Here is an 18,754-nt window from a genome sequence, read left to right on the forward strand (position 1 = left end):
CCCGTCCGATTCGGGGACATCAGGGCAGGTCAGAGGCCCCGACGGCGGTTGCCGGTCGGGGTTGACGGGCTGCTGCGAGTTCCACCACCCTTCCACTAATTCATTAGTGGAAGGGTACTTTCGCGATGCCTTCAGCCGTCTCCACCCCCCTGCCTCCACCGGCCGCCGCCGCTCCCCCGCCCGTCGGCGTCCTGCGCCTGGTGCTCGCGCGGGTCTCACCCGCCGTGCTGGCGTGGGGACTTGGCGTCCTGTTCGCGGCGGTGTACTGCTGCGTCTCGCTGAATCGGCACCGCCGGTTGGAGAGTCAGGCGTACGACCTGGGGATCTTCGAGCAGGCGGTGCGGGCGTACGCGCACGGGCGGGCGCCGGTCGTGGCGTTGAAGGGGCCTGGCTACCACCTGCTCGGTGACCACTTCCATCCGATCCTGGCCACGCTCGCGCCCGTGTACCGGCTGTTCCCGGACGCCCGGACGCTGTTGGTGGCGCAGGCGGTGCTGATGGCGCTGGCGGTGGTGCCGGTGGCCCGCTGGGCGGGCGAGGTGGGCGGGCGCCGGCTCGGGGCGACGGTCGGCTGCCTGGCCGGGCTGTCCTGGGGAGTGGCCTCCGCGGTCGGCGACGATTTCCACGAAATCGCCTTCGCGGTACCGATGTCGGCGTTCGCGGCGGTGGCGCTGGGACGCCGCCGGCCGGTCGCGGCGGTGTGCTGGGCACTGCCGCTGGTGCTGGTGAAGGAGGACCTGGGGCTGACGCTCACGGCCGTCGCCCTGCTCGCGTTCCGGCGCGCGCCGGCCGGCAGTCGGGCCCGCGTACTGGCGGTGGGGGCGGCGCTGTTCGGCGTGGCGGCGACGGTGGTGACGGTCTGGCTGGTGGTGCCCGCGTTCAACCCGCACGGGGGCTTCGACTACGGCGGCCAGCTCTCCGCCGGGCAGGCCGCGTCCGCGCCGTGGACGGTGGTGCTGCGGCCGTTCTGGCCGCCGTTGAAGTGGCTGCTGCTGGGGCTGCTGGCGGCGACGGCCGGGTTCGCGGGCCTGCGTTCGCCGCTGGCGCTGATCTGCGCACCGACCCTGGCGTGGCGGCTGCTGGCCGACAACCAGCACTACTGGGGCGTCAGTTACCACTACAGCGCAGTGCTGATGCCGCCGCTGCTGGCCGGCCTGGTGGAGACCGTCACCCGGATGGAACGCCGCCGGGCGCGTCGCACGCTGGCCCTCGCCGCGCTCACCGCCGTCCTGACGCTGCCGCTGTACCCGCTGCGCGAGGCGGTGCTGCCCTCGGCCTGGGGGACGTCCGAGCGGGTGGTGAAGATCCGCGCCGCGCTGGCGCGGATACCGGACGGCGCGAGCGTGGTGGCGACCAATCACCTGGCGGCCCAGCTCGCCGGACGGACCGACGTCGCCCTGGTGTGCCGCGAGCCCGAGCCGCCGTTCGGCGCGCTGCGGCCGGACGGCGTCCGGGAGGGCGGCCCGCAGTGGGTGGCGGTCGACCTGGCCGACCCGAGCGTGCACGTGCCGTGCCCGGTCGCCGACACCTGGCGGATGCTGGTCGGCTACGAACAGCGCTTCGGGTACCGGGTGGTGGTCGACGACGGCGACCTGGTACTGCTGCACCACCCCTGACACCTCCCGAAGGTCTCGGCTTGACCGCCGCGCCCCCGTCCGCCACCATTCCACTAATCAACTAGTGAAAGGGTGGTGCGGCGTGATCGAGTACCGCCTCGATCGGCGCAGCGGCGTCCCCACGTACCAGCAGATCGTGCAGCAGACCAAGCAGGCGCTGCGGCTCGGCGCGCTGCAGCCCGGGGACAAGCTCCCGACGGCCCGGGAGGTGGTGGAGCGGACCGCGGTCAATCCCAACACGGTGCTCAAGGCGTACCGGGAGTTGGAGCGGGAGGGCCTGGTCGAGCCGCGTCCGGGGCTGGGCACCTTCGTGCTCCGTTCGCTGTCCCGGCCGGGCACGGCCGAGGACGGGCCGCTGCGGGCCGAGTTGACGGCCTGGGTGGACGGGGCGCGGCAGGCCGGGCTGGACCGGGAGGACATCAGCGCGCTGGTGGCCTCCGTACTGGATCAGCGCTTCGAGTCGGGGGTTCCCCCGGTGGCGCGGGAGACGAGGAGTGAAGGGGAGCGATGACCGAGGTCACGGGCCCCGCGCCCGCGGTGCATGCCGTGGGGCTGGGCAAGAGCTACCGTCGCGGCCAGTGGGCGCTGCGGCACTGCGGGTTCGCCGTTCCGGCGGGCCGGGTGTGCGGCGTGGTGGGTCCGAACGGTGCGGGCAAGAGCACGCTGTTCGGGCTGATGGCGCATCTGTTCGCGCCGTCGGAGGGCGAGTTGCGGGTGTTCGGCGAGCCCGCGGGCACGCCTGCGCTGCGGGCCCGGATCGGCAGCGTGACGCAGAGCAGGCCGCTGTACCCGTCGTTCACCGTCGAGGAGACGCTGCGGCTGGGCCGGGAGCTCAACCCGGGCTGGGACGAGGCCTGCGCACAGCGGGTGATCGAGCTGGGCGGGCTGTCTCCCCGCGCCCGGGTGGGGTCGCTGTCCGGCGGACAGCGCAGCCGGGTGGCGCTGGCGCTGGCCATGGCCAAGCGGCCCGAACTCCTGCTGCTGGACGAGCCGATGGCCGATCTGGACCCACTGGCCCGGCACGACCTGATGGGCCTGCTGCTGTCGGACGCCGCCGAGCGCGGCACCACCGTGATGATCTCCTCGCACCTGCTGGCCGAGCTCGACGGCGCGATCGACCACGTGCTGCTGGTGCAGTCCGGCCGGGTCCGGCTGGCCGGCGACCTGGACGAGATCCTCGACGGCCACCGGCTGGTGACGGGCCTCGCCGACGCGCCGCGCCCGCCCGGCGACGCGGTGGAGTGGCGGGTGACGGGCCGTCAGGTCACCGGCCTGCTGCGCACCGACTCCCCGGTGCCGGACGCGTGGGAGCCGAGCCGCCCGCAGCTGGAGCAACTGCTGCTCGGCTACCTGCGCAACCCCGACGCCCCCGTTCCGTCCGCCCCCAGCACCTGCGAGGCCGCCGCATGACCACCGTCGAGCTGTCCCGCGGGAGCGCCGCCCCGTCGCGGCTGTCCGTGCTGCGTCCGCGCGGCCCGTTCTGGCCGGCCTGGCGGCAGAGCCGTCCGCTGCGCCGGGTGGCGGTCGGGGTGCTGCTGGTCGCCGCGGTCGGCCTGGTGACGATGAATCTGCTGCTGCTGGACGCGGACCACGGCCTCGTCGGCAGCCGGTGCGCCCTCCCGAACCGCTGCGCGGATCTGAACTCCCGGATCTTCATGCTGAACACGGTGTTCACCAATGTGGTGCAGCCTGCGATGGTCGCCGTCCCGGTGCTGGTGGGCATGTTCGTGGGCGCGCCGCTGCTGGCCCAGGAGTACGAGCGGGGCACGGTGCAGCTGATCCGGGCGCAGTCGGTCTCGCCGGCGCGCTGGCTGACGGCCCGGCTGGTCGTTCCGGCGGTGGTGGTGGCGCTGTCGGCGGGCATCCTGTCGGCGCTCACCACCTGGGTGTGGCGCACCGGCATCGCCGGCCACCGGTTCTTCTTCGACTCGCCGTACCCGGGCTTCACGTACCACGCGCTCGACCTGGCCCCACTGGCCTGGTCGCTGTTCGGGCTGGCGCTGGGCACGGCGGTCGGCGTGCTGCTGCGGCGCACGATCGCGTCCATCCTGGTCAGCGGTGTGCTGCTGCTGCTCGCGGAGCTGCTGATGCGCTTCGCCCGGCCGTACTTCCTCCCGCTGGTGCACGGCTCGGCGCCGAACAGCCGCAACTACCTCGGCTTCTTCATCCAGCCGTCGCAGTCGTGGCTGGTGAACAGCGGCGCGGTGCTCGCGGACGGCACCCGGCTGTCCGCGGCCGACTGCTCCCGCAACTTCCAGGTCTGCCAGGACGCGCCGACGGTGTGGGGCGAGTACCACCCGGTGTCGCACTTCGTGCCGATGCAGCTGGTCGAGTCGGGCGTGCTGCTGGTGCTGACGGCCGCGCTGGTCGGGCTGGTGTACCGCCGCGTAACGCGTGCCGCGCTCTGAGCGCACCCGCTCCCCCGGCCCCGGACGGTCCTCGACCGCCCGGGGCCGACGCGCTATCCGACCAGGGCCGACGCGTCATCCGACCAGGGTGAGCGCGAGGACGGCTTCCGGCAGGGCGACGACCACCAGGCCGTCGGGGGTGACGGCGAGGGAGCGGACGGGCGCGCCGAGGCGGATGTCGGCGCCGCGGTGGCGTTCGCCCCAGCGACGCAGGCGGAGCAGGCCGTCGGACCACGCGGCGGCGAGCAGCAGGCCGCCGGGGGTGGCGCCGAGGGCGGTGGCGGTGACGGGGTGGGGACGCCGGTCGACGGGGGCGGGCAGCGGGGGGCGGCCGGGCATCCAGGTCCAGACCCGGCCGTCCTCGCCGCCGCTGACCACCAGGGTGCCGCCGTCCGCGTCGGTGACGCCGAGCGCGGTGACGGGGCCGTCGTGCAGCGGGGTCCCGGGGCGGTGGGTGACGCCCGTGGAGAGCGTGCGGTGGCTGGTGGATCCGTCGGGGTGGCCGAGCACCAGGGCGTCGTGGTGGCCGGCCACGGCCGTGCAGGGGCCGAGCGCGTCCAGGGCGCCGGGCGGTGCGCCGCCCGCGCCGTCCGCGGTGAGCGGGCGCAGGATGCCGGACGCGTCGAGCAGCAGCGCCCCGCCGAAGGGGGCGGCGGCGAGCGAGTGCGAGTGACGCTCCGTCAATTCGACTGTGGTGTCGACGATTTCTCCGGTGGCGGGGTCGGCGAGACCGAGGGCGGTCCCGTCGGCGAGCAGCAGCGAGCCGGCCGTCGGGCCGACGCCGAGCGCGGTCATGCAGGGGCCGGCGGCGGGGCGGTTCCAGACGGTGTGCCAGCGGGCGGCGGCGAGGTGGGCGCAGTGCGCGGCGGACTGGTCGTCGCGGCCGGTGAGCCAGGCGTGCAGGACGGCGGCGCGGTCGGCGGGGCGGGCCAGGGCGTGCCGGTCGGGGGCGGCGAGCCGCCATGCCTCGGCGAGGGCGGTGGCGGGTGCGCCGGCGTCCTCGGCGCGCTGGAACGCGGCGGTGACGGTGGCGGGTTCGGCGTGCAGCAGCAGGTCGAGTTCGTCCAGCATCGGCGTGGCCGGGTCCGCGGCGGCGGCGTGCCGCAGCAGCAGTGCGAGGCGTTCGGGGTCACTGCCCGCCAGGTCGGGTCCGCCGTCGGCGCGGACGGGGATGCCGCCGGCCACCTCCCACATCATCGCGCCGTGGTCGACGGGCAGCCGGTCGGCGGCGACCCGGTGGGCGACCTCGTCGGGGCGCAGCCGCCAGCGGTCGGCCATCGGCGGCGGGGGCAGCAGGTCGGCGGCGGACTTGACGACCTGTTCGCCGCCCGCGCCGGGGAGGGTGGCCCACAGTTCGGTGCTGAGCGGGCCGTCGGCGGTGGACAGGGCGGTCAGCGCGCCGCGTTCGGCCTCGGGCAGCGCGGTCCACCAGGTGTCGGCGAGGGCGGTGGCGCGTTCGGCGGGCGTCCGGGCCGGGTCGAGGACGGCGCCGGGGGTGCGGGCGGCAAGCTGGGCGAGCCCGGGGCTGGGGTGGGTGGTGGCCGGGTCGACCTGATGGCCGGTCAGCCGGGCGCACCAGGCGGCGTACTGCGCGGGGTCGGTCCACTGCGGCTGGTCGAGGTCGAGGACGGCGCCGCCGGGGGCGGCGGCGGTGAGCAGGTCGGCGGCGGGCCCGTGGGCGGCTTCGACGACCAGCAGCAGCCACGGCACGGACAGCAGCGGGGCGAGCAGTTCGGCGGCCACCCGCTCGGGGGTGCCGGGCAGGCCCGGTCCGCCGGCCCGGTCGAGGTCGGTGACGACGACGGTGCGCGGGGTGCCGTCCTGGAGCGCTTCGAGCAGGTCGGCGGGGGTGCCGGCGGTGAGGCCGAGCAGGTCGGCGAGCCGGGTGGCGGCCGAACGGACCGTCAGCCCCTCGACGTCCAGCAGCGCGTGGACCCGGCGTCCGGGCCGCGGATGGTCGGGCGGGCAGGCGGCGGCCAGCCAGGTCAGCAGGTGGGTGCGGCCGCTGCCGGAGGAGCCGGCCACCCGGCACAGGCGGGGGCCGCGGGCGTCCTCCAGCCAGGCGAGCAGGCCGCGGCCGGCGGGCCGGCGGCCGGCCCCGAGCGGAGGCAGGCCGGGCGGCGGGGCGTCGGCAGGGACGGGGTCGGCGAGCGGGCGGCCGTGGCGCGGGTGCGGCCGGTACGCGGCGTCCGCACCGGGCGGCCAACTGCCCTGCACCGCATGGACGGGGACCCGTCCGGCCGGGTCCGTTCCCTCGTCGAGGAGGTACCGCCAGGCGGCGCCGCCCCCGTCCTGCCCGTGGTCCTGGCCCTGCGTTCCGGTGTGCTGTTCGGCGCCGTTCACTGTTGCGCTGTCCTTCGCGTCCTGTCCGTCCCCGTGTGCCGGCCCCCACCCGCGGGGCGGCACGGCCCGGCGGCTCTCGCCCCGCGCGGCCCGTCCCCCCGGACGTCTCCGGCGGCCGTCAGCCTACTGGAGGTGCGGATACGTCCGTTCGACCGGAAACCGCTCCCCCGCGCGGCGCTCCGAACCCGCCGCACTGCGAGCTGGGCCACATTGCGCGCCGCCGTGTCACTTTTCGCGGTCCGGTGGTGCTCTCACCTCCGACACGACCAGCGGAGAGGAAACCCGGGATGACCGAGGAGCAGGCGACACAGGCGGCACGGACGGCCTCCGACGACGCCACGCGGGAGTACGCGGAGCACCGGGAGCTGCTGTTCTCCCTGGTCTACAACCTGCTCGGCAGCGTCGCCGACACCGAGGACGTGCTGCAGGACACCTGGCTGGCCTGGGTGGCGCGGCGCGCGGACGCGGCGGCGGAGCCGGTGGAGCAGCCGAAGGCGTACCTGGTGCGGGTGGCGGTGAACCGGGCGCTGGCGCAGCAGGCGGCGGTGAGCCGGCGGCGCGAGACGTACGTGGGGCCGTGGCTGCCGGAGCCGCTGGTGGGCCCGTCGGCGGAGCCGGGCGCGGTCGGGGACGGGCAGGCGGAGGTGGAGCGGGCCGAGTCGGTGTCGATGGCGCTGCTGGTGGTGCTGGAGACGCTGTCGCCGCTGGAGCGCAGCGCGTTCGTGCTGCACGAGGTGTTCGGGTACAGCGGCGCGGAGATCGCCGGCATCCTGGGCCGCAGCCCGGCGGCGGTGCGGCAGTTGACGAAACGGGCGCGGGAGCACGTGCAGGCCAGGCGGCCCCGGTACGAGCCGGAACCGGCGGTGCGGCGGCAGGTGACGGAGCGTTTCCTGGCGGCGGCCCTCGGCGGTGACCTGGCGGCGCTGCTGGAGCTGCTGTCGCCCGAGGTGACGCTGTGGGGCGACGGCGGCGGGAAGGCCCCCGGGGGGCTGCGTCCGCTCACCGGCCGGTCCAAGGTGGCGCGGCTGCTGGCGGGTCTGGCGCCGAGGACCGGCCGGGGCCTGGAGTTCGACTGGCGGACGGTCAACGGCGCGCCGGCCGTGGTGCTTTCGGCCTTCGGCCGGACGTTCGCGGTGCTGGTGCTGGACCTGGTGCCGGACGGCGACCGGATCTCCGGCATCTACGCGGTGTCGAACCCGGACAAGCTCGGAGGCGTGGCGTGAAGGGCACCGGTGCGAAGGGGTCCGACCTGCGCGGGTCCGGCCTGAAGGGCTCCGACGTGAACGGCTCCGGCGCGAAGGGGTCCGGCCCGAGCCGGGCCGCCGCGTGGTTGACGGTGCCCGCCGGTCGGCGCGGCAAGTGGGTGGTGCTGGCGCTGTGGGCGCTGCTGCTGATACCGGCCCTGCTGCTGGCGGGGCGGCTCGGCGAGGCGGAGCAGAACGACAACGCGGCATGGCTGCCGAGTGGAGCGGAGTCCACCGCCGTGGTGCAGCGGGCCGCCGCGTTCGGGGCGGCGGACACCGTTCCGGCGATCGTCCTGTACGACCGTCCGACCGGCATCACAGCCTCCGATCTGACGAAAGCACAGGCCGACGCTGCGGCGTTCGGCTCGGTCGAGGCCGTGGTCGGCGCCGTGCAGGGCCCGGTCGCCTCGCCGGACGGGAAGGCCCTGCAGACGGTCGTCCAGCTCCGCAAGGGCAAGGACGGCTGGGAGGGGCTGGGCCACAGCGTGGACGCGCTGACCGCGATCGGCGCCGCGCACGCGGACGGCCTCGGGTTCCACGTCACGGGGCCCGCCGGGTACGCCTCCGACTCGATCAAGGCGTTCGGCGCGGGCGGCAGCCTGACCACCATCACCGCGATCGTGGTGGTGGTGATCCTGCTGCTCACCTACCGCAGTCCGTGGCTGCCGCTGCTGTCGCTGGTCACCGTCGGCGGGGCGCTGGCGGTCGCCGAGGCGGCGGTGTTCCTGCTGGCCCGGTACGCCGGACTGGTCGTCAACAAGCAGACCGGGTTCATCCTGGTGGTGCTGGTGTTCGGCGCGGCCACCGACTACGCGCTGCTGCTGATCGCCCGCTACCGCGAGGAACTGGCGGTCCATCAGGATCCGCACGAGGCGATGGCCCGGGCGCTGCGCCGCTGCGCCCCGGCGATCACCGCCTCGGCGGCGACCGTCGCGGCGGGACTCCTGCTGCTGGTCCTGGCCGAGCTCAACTCCACCCGCGGCATGGGGCCGGCCTGTGCGATCGGCGTCCTGGTCGGCTGGCTGGCGATGCTCACCCTGATGCCCGCCCTGCTGGTCGCCTGCGGACGCCGCGCGTTCTGGCCGCGCCGCCCCGAGTTCGGCGCGGCCGCACCGGACGGCGGCCGGATCTGGACCCGCCTGGGCGACGCGATCGCCCGCCGCCCGCGCACCGTCTGGATCGGCACCGCGCTCGCCCTCGGCGCGCTCGCCCTCGGCTCCTTCTCGCTGCGCGCGGACGGCCTCGCCGACACCGAGCAGTTCACCGGACACCCGCAGACCGCCGTCGGCAAGCAGATCCAGTCCGCGCACTTCCCGGCCGGCGCGGGCGACCCGCTGTACGTGGTGGCCGGGGTGGACGCCGCCGAGCCGGTCCGCGCGGCACTGGCCGGCGTACCCGGTGTGCGGGCCGTCTCCCCGCCGCTCCCGGCCGGCTCGCAGATCCTCCTGTCGGCCGAACTGTCCGCGGACCCGAGCAGCCGGGACGCGATGCACACCGTCGCCCTCGCCCGCACCGCGGTGCACGCCGTACCCGGCGCGGACGCGCTGGTCGGCGGGACGACCGCGATCGCCCTGGACACCCGGGACGCGGCCGCCCACGACGACGCCCTGATCATCCCGGTGGTGCTGCTGACGGTCCTGCTGATCCTCGCCGTCCTGCTCAGGTCGGCCGTCGCCCCGCTGCTGCTGATCGGCACCGTGGTGCTCTCCTTCGGCGCGGCGCTCGGGGTCTCCGCCCTGGTCTTCCGCCACCTGTTCCACTTCGCCGGGACGGACGCCTCGTTCCCGCTCCTCGCCTTCGTCTTCCTGGTCGCCCTCGGCGTCGACTACAACATCTTCCTGGTCACCCGCATCCGCGAGGACGCCCGCACCCTCGGCACCCGCCGCGCCGCCCGCACCGCGCTCACCGCCACCGGCGGCGTCATCACCTCCGCCGGCCTGGTCCTCGCCGGCACGTTCGCCGCGATGGCCTCGCTCCCCCTGGTCTTCGCCGCCGAACTCGGCTTCACCGTCGCCTTCTGCGTCCTCCTCGACACCCTGATCGTCCGCTCCGTCCTCGTCACCGCCCTCACCCTCCACACCGGCCCCCGCCTCTGGTGGCCGGCCCGCCACCCCTGACCCACCCGCCCCGGCCGGCGTCGCGGCTCCTCGCCGCCCGCGCCGGCCGGCCTCCGGGCCTCAGCTCGCGGACTGCACGAAGACCTGTTCGCCCTCTCCGTCCGGTTCCTCGAAGTCGGCCACGTACCGGTTCGAAAAGTTTCTGATCCACCGTCACCGCATTGGCGCCCTCCTCGCCGTTGCGCACGGCGAGCCGGCGCTCCAGCGTCGTCCGGTCGGCCTTGAGATGGATCAACTCCCAGCAGCCGCCGTGGCTTTCGACCAAGGCCTTGTAGTCGTCACGGGCGGCGCGGCTCCAGAAGCTGTAGTCCACCACCACGTCGCGCCCGGCCCGCACCAGTTCGACCAGTTCGTCCCGCCGAATGCGGCGGACCTCGTCCTTGAGCCGGTCGTACGCATCGGCCTCCAGCGCCAGGCCGGCATCGCGCTCCCCGAGCCGCTGCCAGACCACTTCGTCGATCGACAGCCGGACGAAACCGCGCCGCACCAAATCCTGCGCGTAGGTGGTCTTCCCCGCTCCGGGAAGCCCGCACATCAGCACCACTGTGCTCGATCGACCTGTCATCCGGTCAGGTTAGAACCCGGAGTCTCATGGCAGCGTCGATCCGGGTTGTTTACCTGGGCTATGACGATCCGAAACCCCGCTCGCACCGTTCGTTCCTGCATGCGGTGGGCTGTTGCCCGAAAGTTCACCGATACGGGCGAACTGACGATTCGTCGGGAACGGCCCCGCCCGGCCGCGCCTGTGGTGTGGTGCGGTCGAACGGGGCCGTGGACGTCCGTCGGCCGGTGGGCCTATTGCCGTCAGACCAGGTGGTCGAAGGCGCCGGCCTTCGCGCCCTGAACCATGGCCCGGATCTCGTCGCGCGTGTAGACGAGCGGCGTCTGCTCCGGCCGCTTGGAGTCACGGACGGCGATGAACGCGCCGACCACGCCGAACTCCACGCAGTTGTCGTTGCCCCCGCTGAACGGGGACTTCTCCCAGACGACCGCTGAGTAGTCCAGTTCGGCGGGGACGGGCTTGGTGGTGCTCAACTCTTACAGCTCCTTGAGAATCTTGCTGATCCGGCTGCGGGTCTCGGGTGGGCCGAGGGCACGGGCCCGCAGATGGTCGAAGACCTCGGTGTAGCGCTCCACATCCTCAGATCCCTCGAAGTACACCGAGTTGGTGAGATTCTCCACCCAAACCACCTCCGGATTCGAATCCGGGAAACCCATCAGCATGAACGATCCGTACAGTCCGGGATGGAAACCGGCCGCGAACGGCAGCAGCTGAAGCGTGATGCCCGGACGCGGCGAGAGCTCGAGCAGGTGCTCCAACTGCCCTTTGAAAACAGTTCGGTTGCTCCCGATCCGCGCTATCGCGGCTTCGTCGATCACCGCCCAGAGCTTCGGAGCGCCTTCACGGTCCAGCAGCTTCTCCTGCCGCTCCATCCGCACCGCGACCAACGCGTCGATCTGGCGGTCCGTCAGATCCACCCGCATCTCGGCGATCACCCGGCGCGCGTAGTCCGCGGTCTGCAACAGGCCCGGCATCAGCTGCGGTTCGTACGACCGCAGGCTGGTCGCGCTGGACTCCAGCGCCAGATAGCCGCCGTACTGCGTGGTGTTGATGACCGCCGAGTACTTCTTCCACCACTGCTGACGCTGCGCCTGGTCGGCGCGGACCAGGTCGAGGATGTCCTCCCGCTCGGCCGGGTCGGTGACCTGGTAGCAGTCCAGCAGGGCCTTCACCAGCAGCGGGGTGGTGCCCCGGTCGCCGTTCTCGATCCGGCTCAGCGAGCTCTGGTTGACCTCCACCACCTCGGCGACATGACTTAGCGTCAGTTCCCGCTCGTCCCTCAACTCCTTGAGCTTGGAAGCGAGCTGACGACGGTAGACCGACTTGGGCGTGGGGTTTCTCTTCGCCATGGGCCGCAGTCTCCACCGAGCCGAGACCGCACAGCAACTAGATCGAGGGAAATCGGGCTGGGCATATTGCCCAGTCGGTAATCATGGAGGCATGCTGACTCCCGGTAGCGCGCAGTGACCTCATTGTCGCTCCTCGTGGCACCGAACGCCGCGTGCCCCGACGCCGACACGACCGCCGAACCCTTGAGCGAGCCATCACCCTTCGGTGGCCGACGACTCGCTCCACCGCCCGGGAGCCCGCCATCCGCGAAGACCTCGCCCCCTCACCGCACAAGTCCGGCTCCACCCAGGGCTTCTACCTCTCGCCGCGCCCCGACGGATTCGTCCTGCACATGAACGCCAGTGCCGCACACCTGGTCGACATGCGCGCCCACGTCCTCAAGACCGTCACCTCGGCCGGCGGCACCGAGGAACTCGCCGACGCCGCCCGGCTGGTGGCGAGCGAACTCGTCGGCAACGCGGTACGCCTGTGCGGCCCGCACGCACCCGTCGTCGTCCTCCTCGCCCACACCGAGCAGGACGTCGTCGTCCAGGTCCACGACCCCGAACCGGCGGCCCTCCCCTGCCGCTCCACCGAGCCCCCGGACAACCCCCGCGCCAACACCGGCCGCGGCCTCTGGATCCTCGACACCCTCGCCCCGGGATGGACCGTCACCCCCACCCCCCTCGGCAAACAGATCACCTGCACCCTCCCCCGCCACTGACGACCACCCACCCGGCCGCAGGCCGCTCTCACCAACTCCGGCGCGCTGCCAGCGGGTTGCGCAGGTGGTTGACCAACTCCCGGCGGAGCGCACGGTCCTGCGCGGTCTCGGTGGGCAGGTCGAGTTGCACGATGTCGACGCCGGCCGCGCGCAGGAGGTTGATGCGGGACGCGACGGTCGCGGGGGAGCCGGTGTAGGCGTTGGCGAGGTTGCGGCGGATGTAGGAGGCGATCTGGTCGGGGCCGGCGAGGCCCCGCTCGCGGTCGCGGTCGAGCGCGACGGCGTCGAGGTGACGGGCCGCTTCGGGCCCCGCCGCCAGGCGGATCGCGTCGCGGCGGAGGCGCCGCAGGTGCTGCTGCGCAGCGGTGTCGGTGTCGGCGAGGACGACGGTGACGTGCCGCCAGATGCGCAGGGTGCGCCCGTGGCGGGCGGCGACGGCGCGGGCTTCGGCGATCCGCCGCCGGGTGTCGGGCAGCGGCAGCGCTGGCACCGCGTACACCTGCGCGTACTTCGCGGCGAGTTCGACGCCCTGTGGCGACGATCCGCCGAAGGAGAGCAGTTCGCCGCGGGGCGCGGGCCGCAGGCCGGGTCTGGCGGCGCGCAGGGTGTAGTACTCGCCGTGGTGGTCGAGGTCGGTCTCGGTGGCGAGGTACCGGGTGAGGACCGAGAGGTACTCCTCGGCGCGTCGGTAGCGCTCCGCCTTGGGCAGGGTGTCGCCGTCCCGGGCGACGTCCGTGTCGCTGGAGCCGATGATCAGGTGGGCGCTGATCCGGCCGCCGGAGAGCCGGTCCAGGGTCGCGAGCGCGCGGGCGGCGGTGGTGGGCGAGGTGGTGCCGATGCGGTGGGCGGCGGCGATCCGCAGGCGGCTCGTGGCCGCGAGCGCCCAGCCGGCCACCAGCCACGGGTCGGGCCAGGAGGAGGACTGGACGACGAGCGCGCTGTCCAGGCCGTCCTCCTCCAACTCCCTTGCGGTGCGGCTGATGTGGGCGGGGTCGGCGGTGCGCTCGCGCGGGTCGGGCGCCCAGCGCAGGGCCTGCCGTTCGGCGGGGGTGTCGCCGAGCACGGGGGCGGCGCGGACGCCGCCGCGGAGTTCGAGTTCCATCGAGGGTCTCCAGGTCGGACGGATCGAGGTGGTGGGCGGGCCGCCGAGGCGCGGCCCGCCGCGGAACAGTCGGCGGTCACCTCGCGGTGGGCCCGAGCCGGGCGAGGGTGTCGAGCAGGCGGGTGCGGCTGGTGAACACCTCGGGCGGCAGCGAGACGTACAGCTGGATGGCGGTGACGCCGGGCTGCTGGTAGCGCAGGATCTGTTCGCGGCACTCCTCGGGCGAGCCGCTGAGGAACAGCGTGTCGACGACCTCGTCCGGCAGCGCGCGCTGCGCGCCCTCGTGGTCGCCGTCGGCCCACCGCTTGTGCGTCTCGGCGAGCAACTCGCCGTTGCCGAGCCACTGGTGGAACTTGCGGTAGGGCTCCCGGTTGAGGATCCAGGCGAGGAACGGCCGGCTGGCGCGGTGCGCGTACGCGGTGTCCTCGGTGGGGCAGACGAACACCTTGACGACGAGTTCCTTGCCGGGCGGCTGCGGTCCGACCGCGTCGAGCACCTTCGGCAGGTCCTGGGCGCCGAGCAGGTTGGTGATCGCCCCGTCACCCTCGGTGAAGCCGAGCCGGAGCATGCCGGGTCGCAGCGCGCCGAGGATGACCTTGACCGGCTCGGTGGGCGGGTGCGGCAGGCGGTAGCCGGTGATGGAGAAGGTGTCGAACTCCCCGGCGACGTGCTCTCCGCGCAGCGCGGCGGTGAGGAAGCGCAGGACGTCGCGGGTGCGCTTGAACGGCTCGTCGAACGGGATGCCGTTGATGTCGGTGACGTGCGCGGGCACCGACGCCCCGATGCCCAGCAGGACGCGCCCGGGCGCGAGTTGGGCGAGCGTGGCGGCGGTCTGGGCGAGCACGGCGGGCCCGCGGGTGTGCACGGGGACGATGCCGGTGGCGATCCGCAGGTGCGGCGACCAGGCGGCGGTGGCGGCGAGCGGCGTGAACGCGTCGGTGCCGCCGCCCTCCGCGCTCCACACGTCGCTGTAGCCGAGCTCCGGCAGCCGTTCCACCAGGAAGCGGTGCCGGTCGATGGTGAGTCCGGGCAGCGGCAGGGTGATGCCCCAGGCCGGCGCGGACCGGTGGTTCTGCATGGTCGATCAACTACCTTTCTGTCTCGCTGGCCTGACTGCCAGTCACTTCCCGACCCGGACGGTGGTGAGGTCGAGGAACCAGGACTGCGGCTGGACGAGTCCGTGGACGGTCGGCGCGAGGGCGCGCGGGTTGCGGTCGTTGACCACGAACAGCCACGGGGCGTCCTCGGTGACCTTCCGCAGCGCGCTGCGGTAGTCGGTCTGCCGGGCCGCCCGGTCCGGCTCGGCAGCGGCGGCGGCGATCAGGCCGTCGACCGCCGGGCTGGCGTAGTGCCCGGTCCAGAACGGGCTGTTGGAGCCGACGAACAGCGGCAGCAGCGCCTCGGACTGGAACAGCGTGGTGGACTGGGCGATGGCGTCGGAGCCGAGCGCGACCTGCCCCTTGGCCTCGGCGCCGATCAGGGTGGTCCAGTCGGTGGTGCGGATCTCCACCTTGATGCCGACGGCGGCGAGGTCGCGCTGCAGCGCCTCGGTGATCGGGACGGGCAGCAGGTTGCCGGAACCGCCGGTGGGCACCGTGACCGAGGTGCTGAACCCGTTCGGGTAGCCGGCCTCGGCGAGCAACTTCCGCGCCTTGTCCGGGTCGTGGGAGTACCGGTTGCCCGCCGGGTCGTAGGCGGCGGTGGCCCGCGGCGCGGCCTGGTACGCGGGGTCGGCGGTGCCGTGCAGCAGCTTGTCCGCGACGGCCTGCCGGTCGATCGCGAAGTTCGCGGCCTGCCGGACGCGCACGTCCGCCCACGGCCCCTTGGCGGTGTCGAGGATCCAGTACCACAGGTGGTCGTAGCTGTTGGTGAGGATCTGCGCGCCGGAGGCCTTCAGGCTGTCCAGGTCGTCGGGGTTCGGGTACTCGATCCAGTTCACGCCGCCGGAGCGCAGCGCGGCGGTGCGGGCCGCCGCGTCGGGCAGCGCCTTGACGATCAGCCGGTCGAGCTTGGGCGCGCCGCGCCAGTACGTCCGGTTGGCGGCGAGTTCGACCTGCTGGCCCTCGGTCTGCGAGACGAACCCGAACGGGCCGGTGCCGACCGGGTGTTGGGCGAAGTCAGCGCCGCTCTTGCGCACGGCGGTGGGGCTGGCGATCAGCACGTGTGCGAGGTCCTCCGGGAAGTGCCCGTTGGGTGCGGTGGTGACCAGTTCGATGTGGGTGTCGTCGGTCTTGCGGTACGAGGCGATGTCGCCCGCGTACTCCTTGGCGGCCGCGCCGAGCGCGTCGGTGTACTCGGGGCTGGACCTGTCCAGGTAGCGGTGCAGGTTGAACAGCACCGCGTCGGCGTCGAACGGCGTGCCGTCCTGGAAGGTGACGCCCTGGCGGAGGGCGAACGTCCAGGTCAGCCGGTCCGGCGCGACCTGCCAGGACTCGGCGAGCGCGCCCGTCACCTGCGGCGGCCGGTCGGTGTCCTTCAACAGCTCGTACCGGGTGAGTCCTTCGTAGATCTGGAAGCTCAGCAGGCGCTTGCCCTCGAACCCGGCGCCGCCGATCACGGTGTCCAGGTTGGGCAGCTTCCCGGTGGCCCCGATCACCAGCGTGCCGCCACCGGCTCCGCCGGCCCCGTCCCCCGCCCCGCCGTCCGCGGTGGCGCAGCCGGCGCTCGCCAGCAGGACGGCGGTCGCGGCAAGTGCGGCGGCTCTGGAACGGGTACGGGCGTAGGTGCTCATGACGGTCCTTCGTTCGGTTCGACGGTGGTGCGGACGTTCGGGTCGCGCAGCGCGACTTCGGGGCCGGAGGCGGCCAACAGGGCTTGGGTGTAGGGGTGTTGTGGTGCGCTCCAGAGGGTGTCGGTGGGGCCCTGCTCGACCACTCGGCCGGCCCGCAGCACCAACGTGCGGTGCGCGAACCGGGCGACGGCGGCCAGGTCGTGCGAGACGAACAGGTAGGCGGTGCCGGTGCGTTCGCGCAGTTCGGTCAGCAGGTCCAGCAGCCGCCGCTGGGTGGCGGGGTCGAGCGCGGACGTCGGCTCGTCGCACACCACCAGGGCCGGTCCGGTCGCCAACGCGCGCGCCACCGCGACGCGTTGCAGCTGCCCGCCGGAGAGCTCCCGGGGGAACCGGCGGGCCAGCTCCGGTGCGAGACCCACCTGCCGGAACAACTCTCCGATCCGGTCGGCCCGTTGACGCCTGGGCACGCCGTGCGCCCGCAGCGCGAACCCGACTGCCTCGCCGGCCCGCAGCGCCGGGTTCAACGAGCCGCGCGGATGCTGCGGCACGAACTGCAGCCGCCCCCGCACCTCCCGGTCGGCCCGCGCCCGCAGCCGCGCCGGATCCCGCCCCTCGAACGCCACCGCCCCGCCGTCCGGCCGCAGCAGCCCCAGCGCGAGCCGCGCCAGCGTCGACTTCCCCGACCCCGACTCCCCCACCAACGCGACGGCCTCCCCGGCGCGCACCTCCAGACTCACCCCGCTGACGGCGGGGCGCCCGGCCCAACTCTTGGAGACCTCGTCGAGTCGGAGGAGTGGGACGTCGTCCGGGGACGGCTCGGTGGGCGTGTCGGTCACCGGTGGGCTCCTGTCGGGCTGGTGCCGGTCGGGACCAGGAGGGTCTCGACCGGGCCGGTGACGGTGAGTCGGCCGTGCCGGAGGACGGCGAGGGTGCCGCCGATCCGGACGGCGGCGGAGAGGTCGTGCGTGACCAGCAGCAGCGCGAGGCCCTGCTCGGTGCGCAGCGTGCTGAACAGGTCGAGGATGTGGGTCCGGACCAGGGCGTCCAGGGCGGTGGTCGGCTCGTCGGCGATCAGCAACTCGGGCCCGCACGCCACCGCGAGAGCGATCGCGGCACGCTGCCGCAGCCCCCCGGACAGTTCGTGCGGGTACGCGGCAGCCACCCGCGACGGCTCCGGCAGCCCGGCCGCGGCGAGCACCGGCAGCGCGGCCGCCCGGGCGGCCTTCCGGCTCTCGGCGAGGCCGTGCCGGCGCAGCACCTCGGCCAGCTGGGCGCCGATCCGCCGCAACGGGTCGAGCGTCGCGGACGGGTCCTGCGGGACGTAGCCGATCCGGCGGCCCCTGATCCGCGACAGCTCCCCTTCGGACAGCCCCAGCAGTTCGGTGCTTCCGAGCCGCACCGACCCGCCGACCCGCGCACCGCGCCCGGGCAGCCCGAGCACCGTCCGCGCCACCGTGGTCTTCCCGCTCCCGGACTCCCCGAGCAGCACCAGCGCCTGCCCGGCCCCGAGAGCGAGGCTCACCCCGTCCACGGCCCGCACCCCGCCGGGGTAGTCGACCGTCAGGTCGTCGATCGTCAGCACGCTCACGTCTCCCTGCTCGGCAGGCGCACGGCCAGGGGCGCGGGGAGCGGCGCGACCGGCCCCGGACCGTCGGCCGGGTCACGGTCCGTGGTCGAGTCATGGCCCGCGTCGCGTTCCTGCGACGGGTTGCCTTCCGTCCCGCGCGGTTCCGCCGCCTCGGCTTCGCCCGGGGGTGCCCCCGGCGCCCCCCGGTCCCCCACCTGCGCGCGCAGCGTCTCGCCGAGGGTGTTGAAGAGCACCGACACCCCGAGGATCACCAGCGCCGGAGTCGCGGCGAGCCAGGGGTGGGTGAAGATCGCGGGGCGGAGCTCGTCGAGCATCGCGCCCCACTCGGGGGTGGGCGGGGCGACGCCGAGGCCGAGGAAGGAGAGGCCGGCGGCGTAGACGATGGCGAGGCCGACCAGGGAGGTCGCGTAGACCAGGACGACCGGGGCGACCACCGGCAGGACTTGGCGCAGGACGAGCGCGGGCCAGGTCGCGCCGCTGACTCTCGCGGCCTCCAGGTACTCGGCGGAGCGGATGCGCCGGGTCTCGGTGAACGCGACCCTGGCGACGGCGGGGGTCAGGACCACGGACAGCGCCAGCACAGTCGCACCGAGGCCCGGCGTGAGCAGGGACGCGACGGCGATGGCGAGCAGGACGCCGGGGAAGGCGTACAGCACGTCGAGGGTGCGCAGCAGGGCCTGTTCGGTGAGGCGTCCGCCGAGGCCGGCCGCGATGCCGAGGAGGGCGCCGGCCAGGCCGGCCACGGCGACGGGCAGCAGGCCGGCGGTGAGGGACGGGCGGGCGGCCCACAGCAGGCGGCTGAGGATGTCGCGGCCCTGGCTGTCGGTGCCGAGCAGGTGGCCCGCGCTGCCGGGGTCGAGCAGCCGGTCGGCGAGCTGTCCGGCGGTGGGGTCGGCGGGTGCGAGCAGCGGTGCGGCGACGGCCAGCAGGACGGGCAGCAGTGCGGCGGCGCCGGCCAGCGCGCCGATCGGAAGTCGATTTGTCGTCATG

At 74.1% G+C, this 18,754-nt stretch carries 17 protein-coding genes; 7 read left to right on the forward strand and 10 right to left on the reverse strand.

All coding sequences use genetic code 11. The features are described 5' to 3' along the window. Positions 1-125: 125 nt before the first annotated feature. The 4 genes from ACI1MP_RS07775 (at position 126) to ACI1MP_RS07790 (ending at position 4,024) form a co-directional block, all read left to right on the forward strand. The gene (locus ACI1MP_RS07775) at positions 126-1,616 is read left to right on the forward strand and encodes a DUF2079 domain-containing protein (RefSeq protein WP_380333188.1); all 1,491 of its coding nucleotides are present in this window, start codon (positions 126-128) and stop codon (positions 1,614-1,616) included. An 82-nt stretch (positions 1,617-1,698) separates the two neighbouring features. Next, on the forward strand, positions 1,699-2,127 hold the full coding sequence (locus tag ACI1MP_RS07780) for a GntR family transcriptional regulator (protein ID WP_043910699.1): 429 nt from the start codon (positions 1,699-1,701) through the stop codon (positions 2,125-2,127). Then, positions 2,124-3,026 carry an ABC transporter ATP-binding protein gene (locus tag ACI1MP_RS07785; RefSeq protein ID WP_380333189.1) on the forward strand — a complete coding sequence of 301 codons (903 nt, stop codon included), beginning with the start codon at positions 2,124-2,126 and terminating at the stop codon, positions 3,024-3,026. The genes ACI1MP_RS07780 and ACI1MP_RS07785 overlap by 4 nt, the downstream gene beginning before the upstream one ends. After that, positions 3,023-4,024, forward strand: a complete 1,002-nt coding sequence (locus ACI1MP_RS07790) for a hypothetical protein (RefSeq protein WP_404868135.1) — start codon at positions 3,023-3,025, stop codon at positions 4,022-4,024. The genes ACI1MP_RS07785 and ACI1MP_RS07790 overlap by 4 nt, the downstream gene beginning before the upstream one ends. A gap of 75 nt (positions 4,025-4,099) precedes the next feature. Here ACI1MP_RS07790 and ACI1MP_RS07795 read toward each other — a convergent pair whose 3' ends face one another. Continuing rightward, positions 4,100-6,367 (reverse strand): hypothetical protein, encoded by a 2,268-nt coding sequence (locus ACI1MP_RS07795; protein WP_404868136.1) that lies wholly within the window; start codon positions 6,365-6,367, stop codon positions 4,100-4,102. Between the two features lie 287 nt (positions 6,368-6,654). Here ACI1MP_RS07795 and sigJ point away from each other — a divergent pair, with 287 nt between their 5' ends. Both sigJ and ACI1MP_RS07805 read left to right on the forward strand, forming a co-directional pair. Beyond that, a complete protein-coding gene (sigJ, locus tag ACI1MP_RS07800; protein ID WP_404868137.1) occupies positions 6,655-7,590 on the forward strand; it encodes an RNA polymerase sigma factor SigJ in 936 nt (311 codons plus the stop codon). After that, positions 7,587-9,728, forward strand: a complete 2,142-nt coding sequence (locus ACI1MP_RS07805; RefSeq protein ID WP_404868138.1) for an MMPL family transporter — start codon at positions 7,587-7,589, stop codon at positions 9,726-9,728. The genes sigJ and ACI1MP_RS07805 overlap by 4 nt, the downstream gene beginning before the upstream one ends. Here ACI1MP_RS07805 and ACI1MP_RS07810 read toward each other — a convergent pair. The 3 genes from ACI1MP_RS07810 to ACI1MP_RS07820 all read right to left on the reverse strand — a co-directional run bounded on the left by ACI1MP_RS07810 (position 9,679) and on the right by ACI1MP_RS07820 (position 11,639). Then, positions 9,679-10,293, reverse strand: coding sequence for an AAA family ATPase (locus ACI1MP_RS07810; protein ID WP_404868139.1), 615 nt, complete (start codon positions 10,291-10,293; stop codon positions 9,679-9,681). The two genes, ACI1MP_RS07805 and ACI1MP_RS07810, sit on opposite strands and share 50 nt — an antisense overlap. A gap of 239 nt (positions 10,294-10,532) precedes the next feature. Further along, entirely contained in the window at positions 10,533-10,763 is a 231-nt protein-coding gene (locus tag ACI1MP_RS07815; protein WP_100586335.1) for a DUF397 domain-containing protein, read from the reverse strand. 3 nt (positions 10,764-10,766) lie between these two features. After that, complete coding sequence (locus ACI1MP_RS07820) at positions 10,767-11,639, reverse strand: helix-turn-helix transcriptional regulator (RefSeq protein ID WP_380333195.1); 873 nt, start codon at positions 11,637-11,639, stop codon at positions 10,767-10,769. A 152-nt stretch (positions 11,640-11,791) separates the two neighbouring features. Between ACI1MP_RS07820 and ACI1MP_RS07825 the strand changes: the two genes are divergently transcribed. Further along, positions 11,792-12,343, forward strand: coding sequence for an ATP-binding protein (locus ACI1MP_RS07825; protein WP_380333196.1), 552 nt, complete (start codon positions 11,792-11,794; stop codon positions 12,341-12,343). 28 nt (positions 12,344-12,371) lie between these two features. Here the strand turns inward: ACI1MP_RS07825 and ACI1MP_RS07830 are convergent, their stop codons facing one another. The 6 genes from ACI1MP_RS07830 to ACI1MP_RS07855 all read right to left on the reverse strand — a co-directional run bounded on the left by ACI1MP_RS07830 (position 12,372) and on the right by ACI1MP_RS07855 (position 18,753). Next, a complete protein-coding gene (locus ACI1MP_RS07830) occupies positions 12,372-13,445 on the reverse strand; it encodes an LLM class flavin-dependent oxidoreductase (protein ID WP_380333197.1) in 1,074 nt (357 codons plus the stop codon). 76 nt (positions 13,446-13,521) lie between these two features. Beyond that, entirely contained in the window at positions 13,522-14,523 is a 1,002-nt protein-coding gene (locus tag ACI1MP_RS07835; protein WP_043910687.1) for an LLM class F420-dependent oxidoreductase, read from the reverse strand. 42 nt (positions 14,524-14,565) lie between these two features. Next, positions 14,566-16,176, reverse strand: a complete 1,611-nt coding sequence (locus tag ACI1MP_RS07840; protein WP_380333198.1) for an ABC transporter substrate-binding protein — start codon at positions 16,174-16,176, stop codon at positions 14,566-14,568. Next, complete coding sequence (locus tag ACI1MP_RS07845) at positions 16,173-17,012, reverse strand: ABC transporter ATP-binding protein (protein ID WP_380333199.1); 840 nt, start codon at positions 17,010-17,012, stop codon at positions 16,173-16,175. The genes ACI1MP_RS07840 and ACI1MP_RS07845 overlap by 4 nt, the downstream gene beginning before the upstream one ends. Then, positions 17,009-17,764 carry an ATP-binding cassette domain-containing protein gene (locus ACI1MP_RS07850; RefSeq protein WP_404868140.1) on the reverse strand — a complete coding sequence of 252 codons (756 nt, stop codon included), beginning with the start codon at positions 17,762-17,764 and terminating at the stop codon, positions 17,009-17,011. The genes ACI1MP_RS07845 and ACI1MP_RS07850 overlap by 4 nt, the downstream gene beginning before the upstream one ends. Then, entirely contained in the window at positions 17,761-18,753 is a 993-nt protein-coding gene (locus ACI1MP_RS07855) for an ABC transporter permease (protein ID WP_380333201.1), read from the reverse strand. Before ACI1MP_RS07855 ends, ACI1MP_RS07850 begins: the two co-directional genes overlap by 4 nt. Between the last annotated feature and the right edge of the window lies 1 nt (position 18,754).

This window comes from Kitasatospora griseola, assembly GCF_044999035.1.
GTDB lineage: Bacteria > Actinomycetota > Actinomycetes > Streptomycetales > Streptomycetaceae > Kitasatospora > Kitasatospora griseola.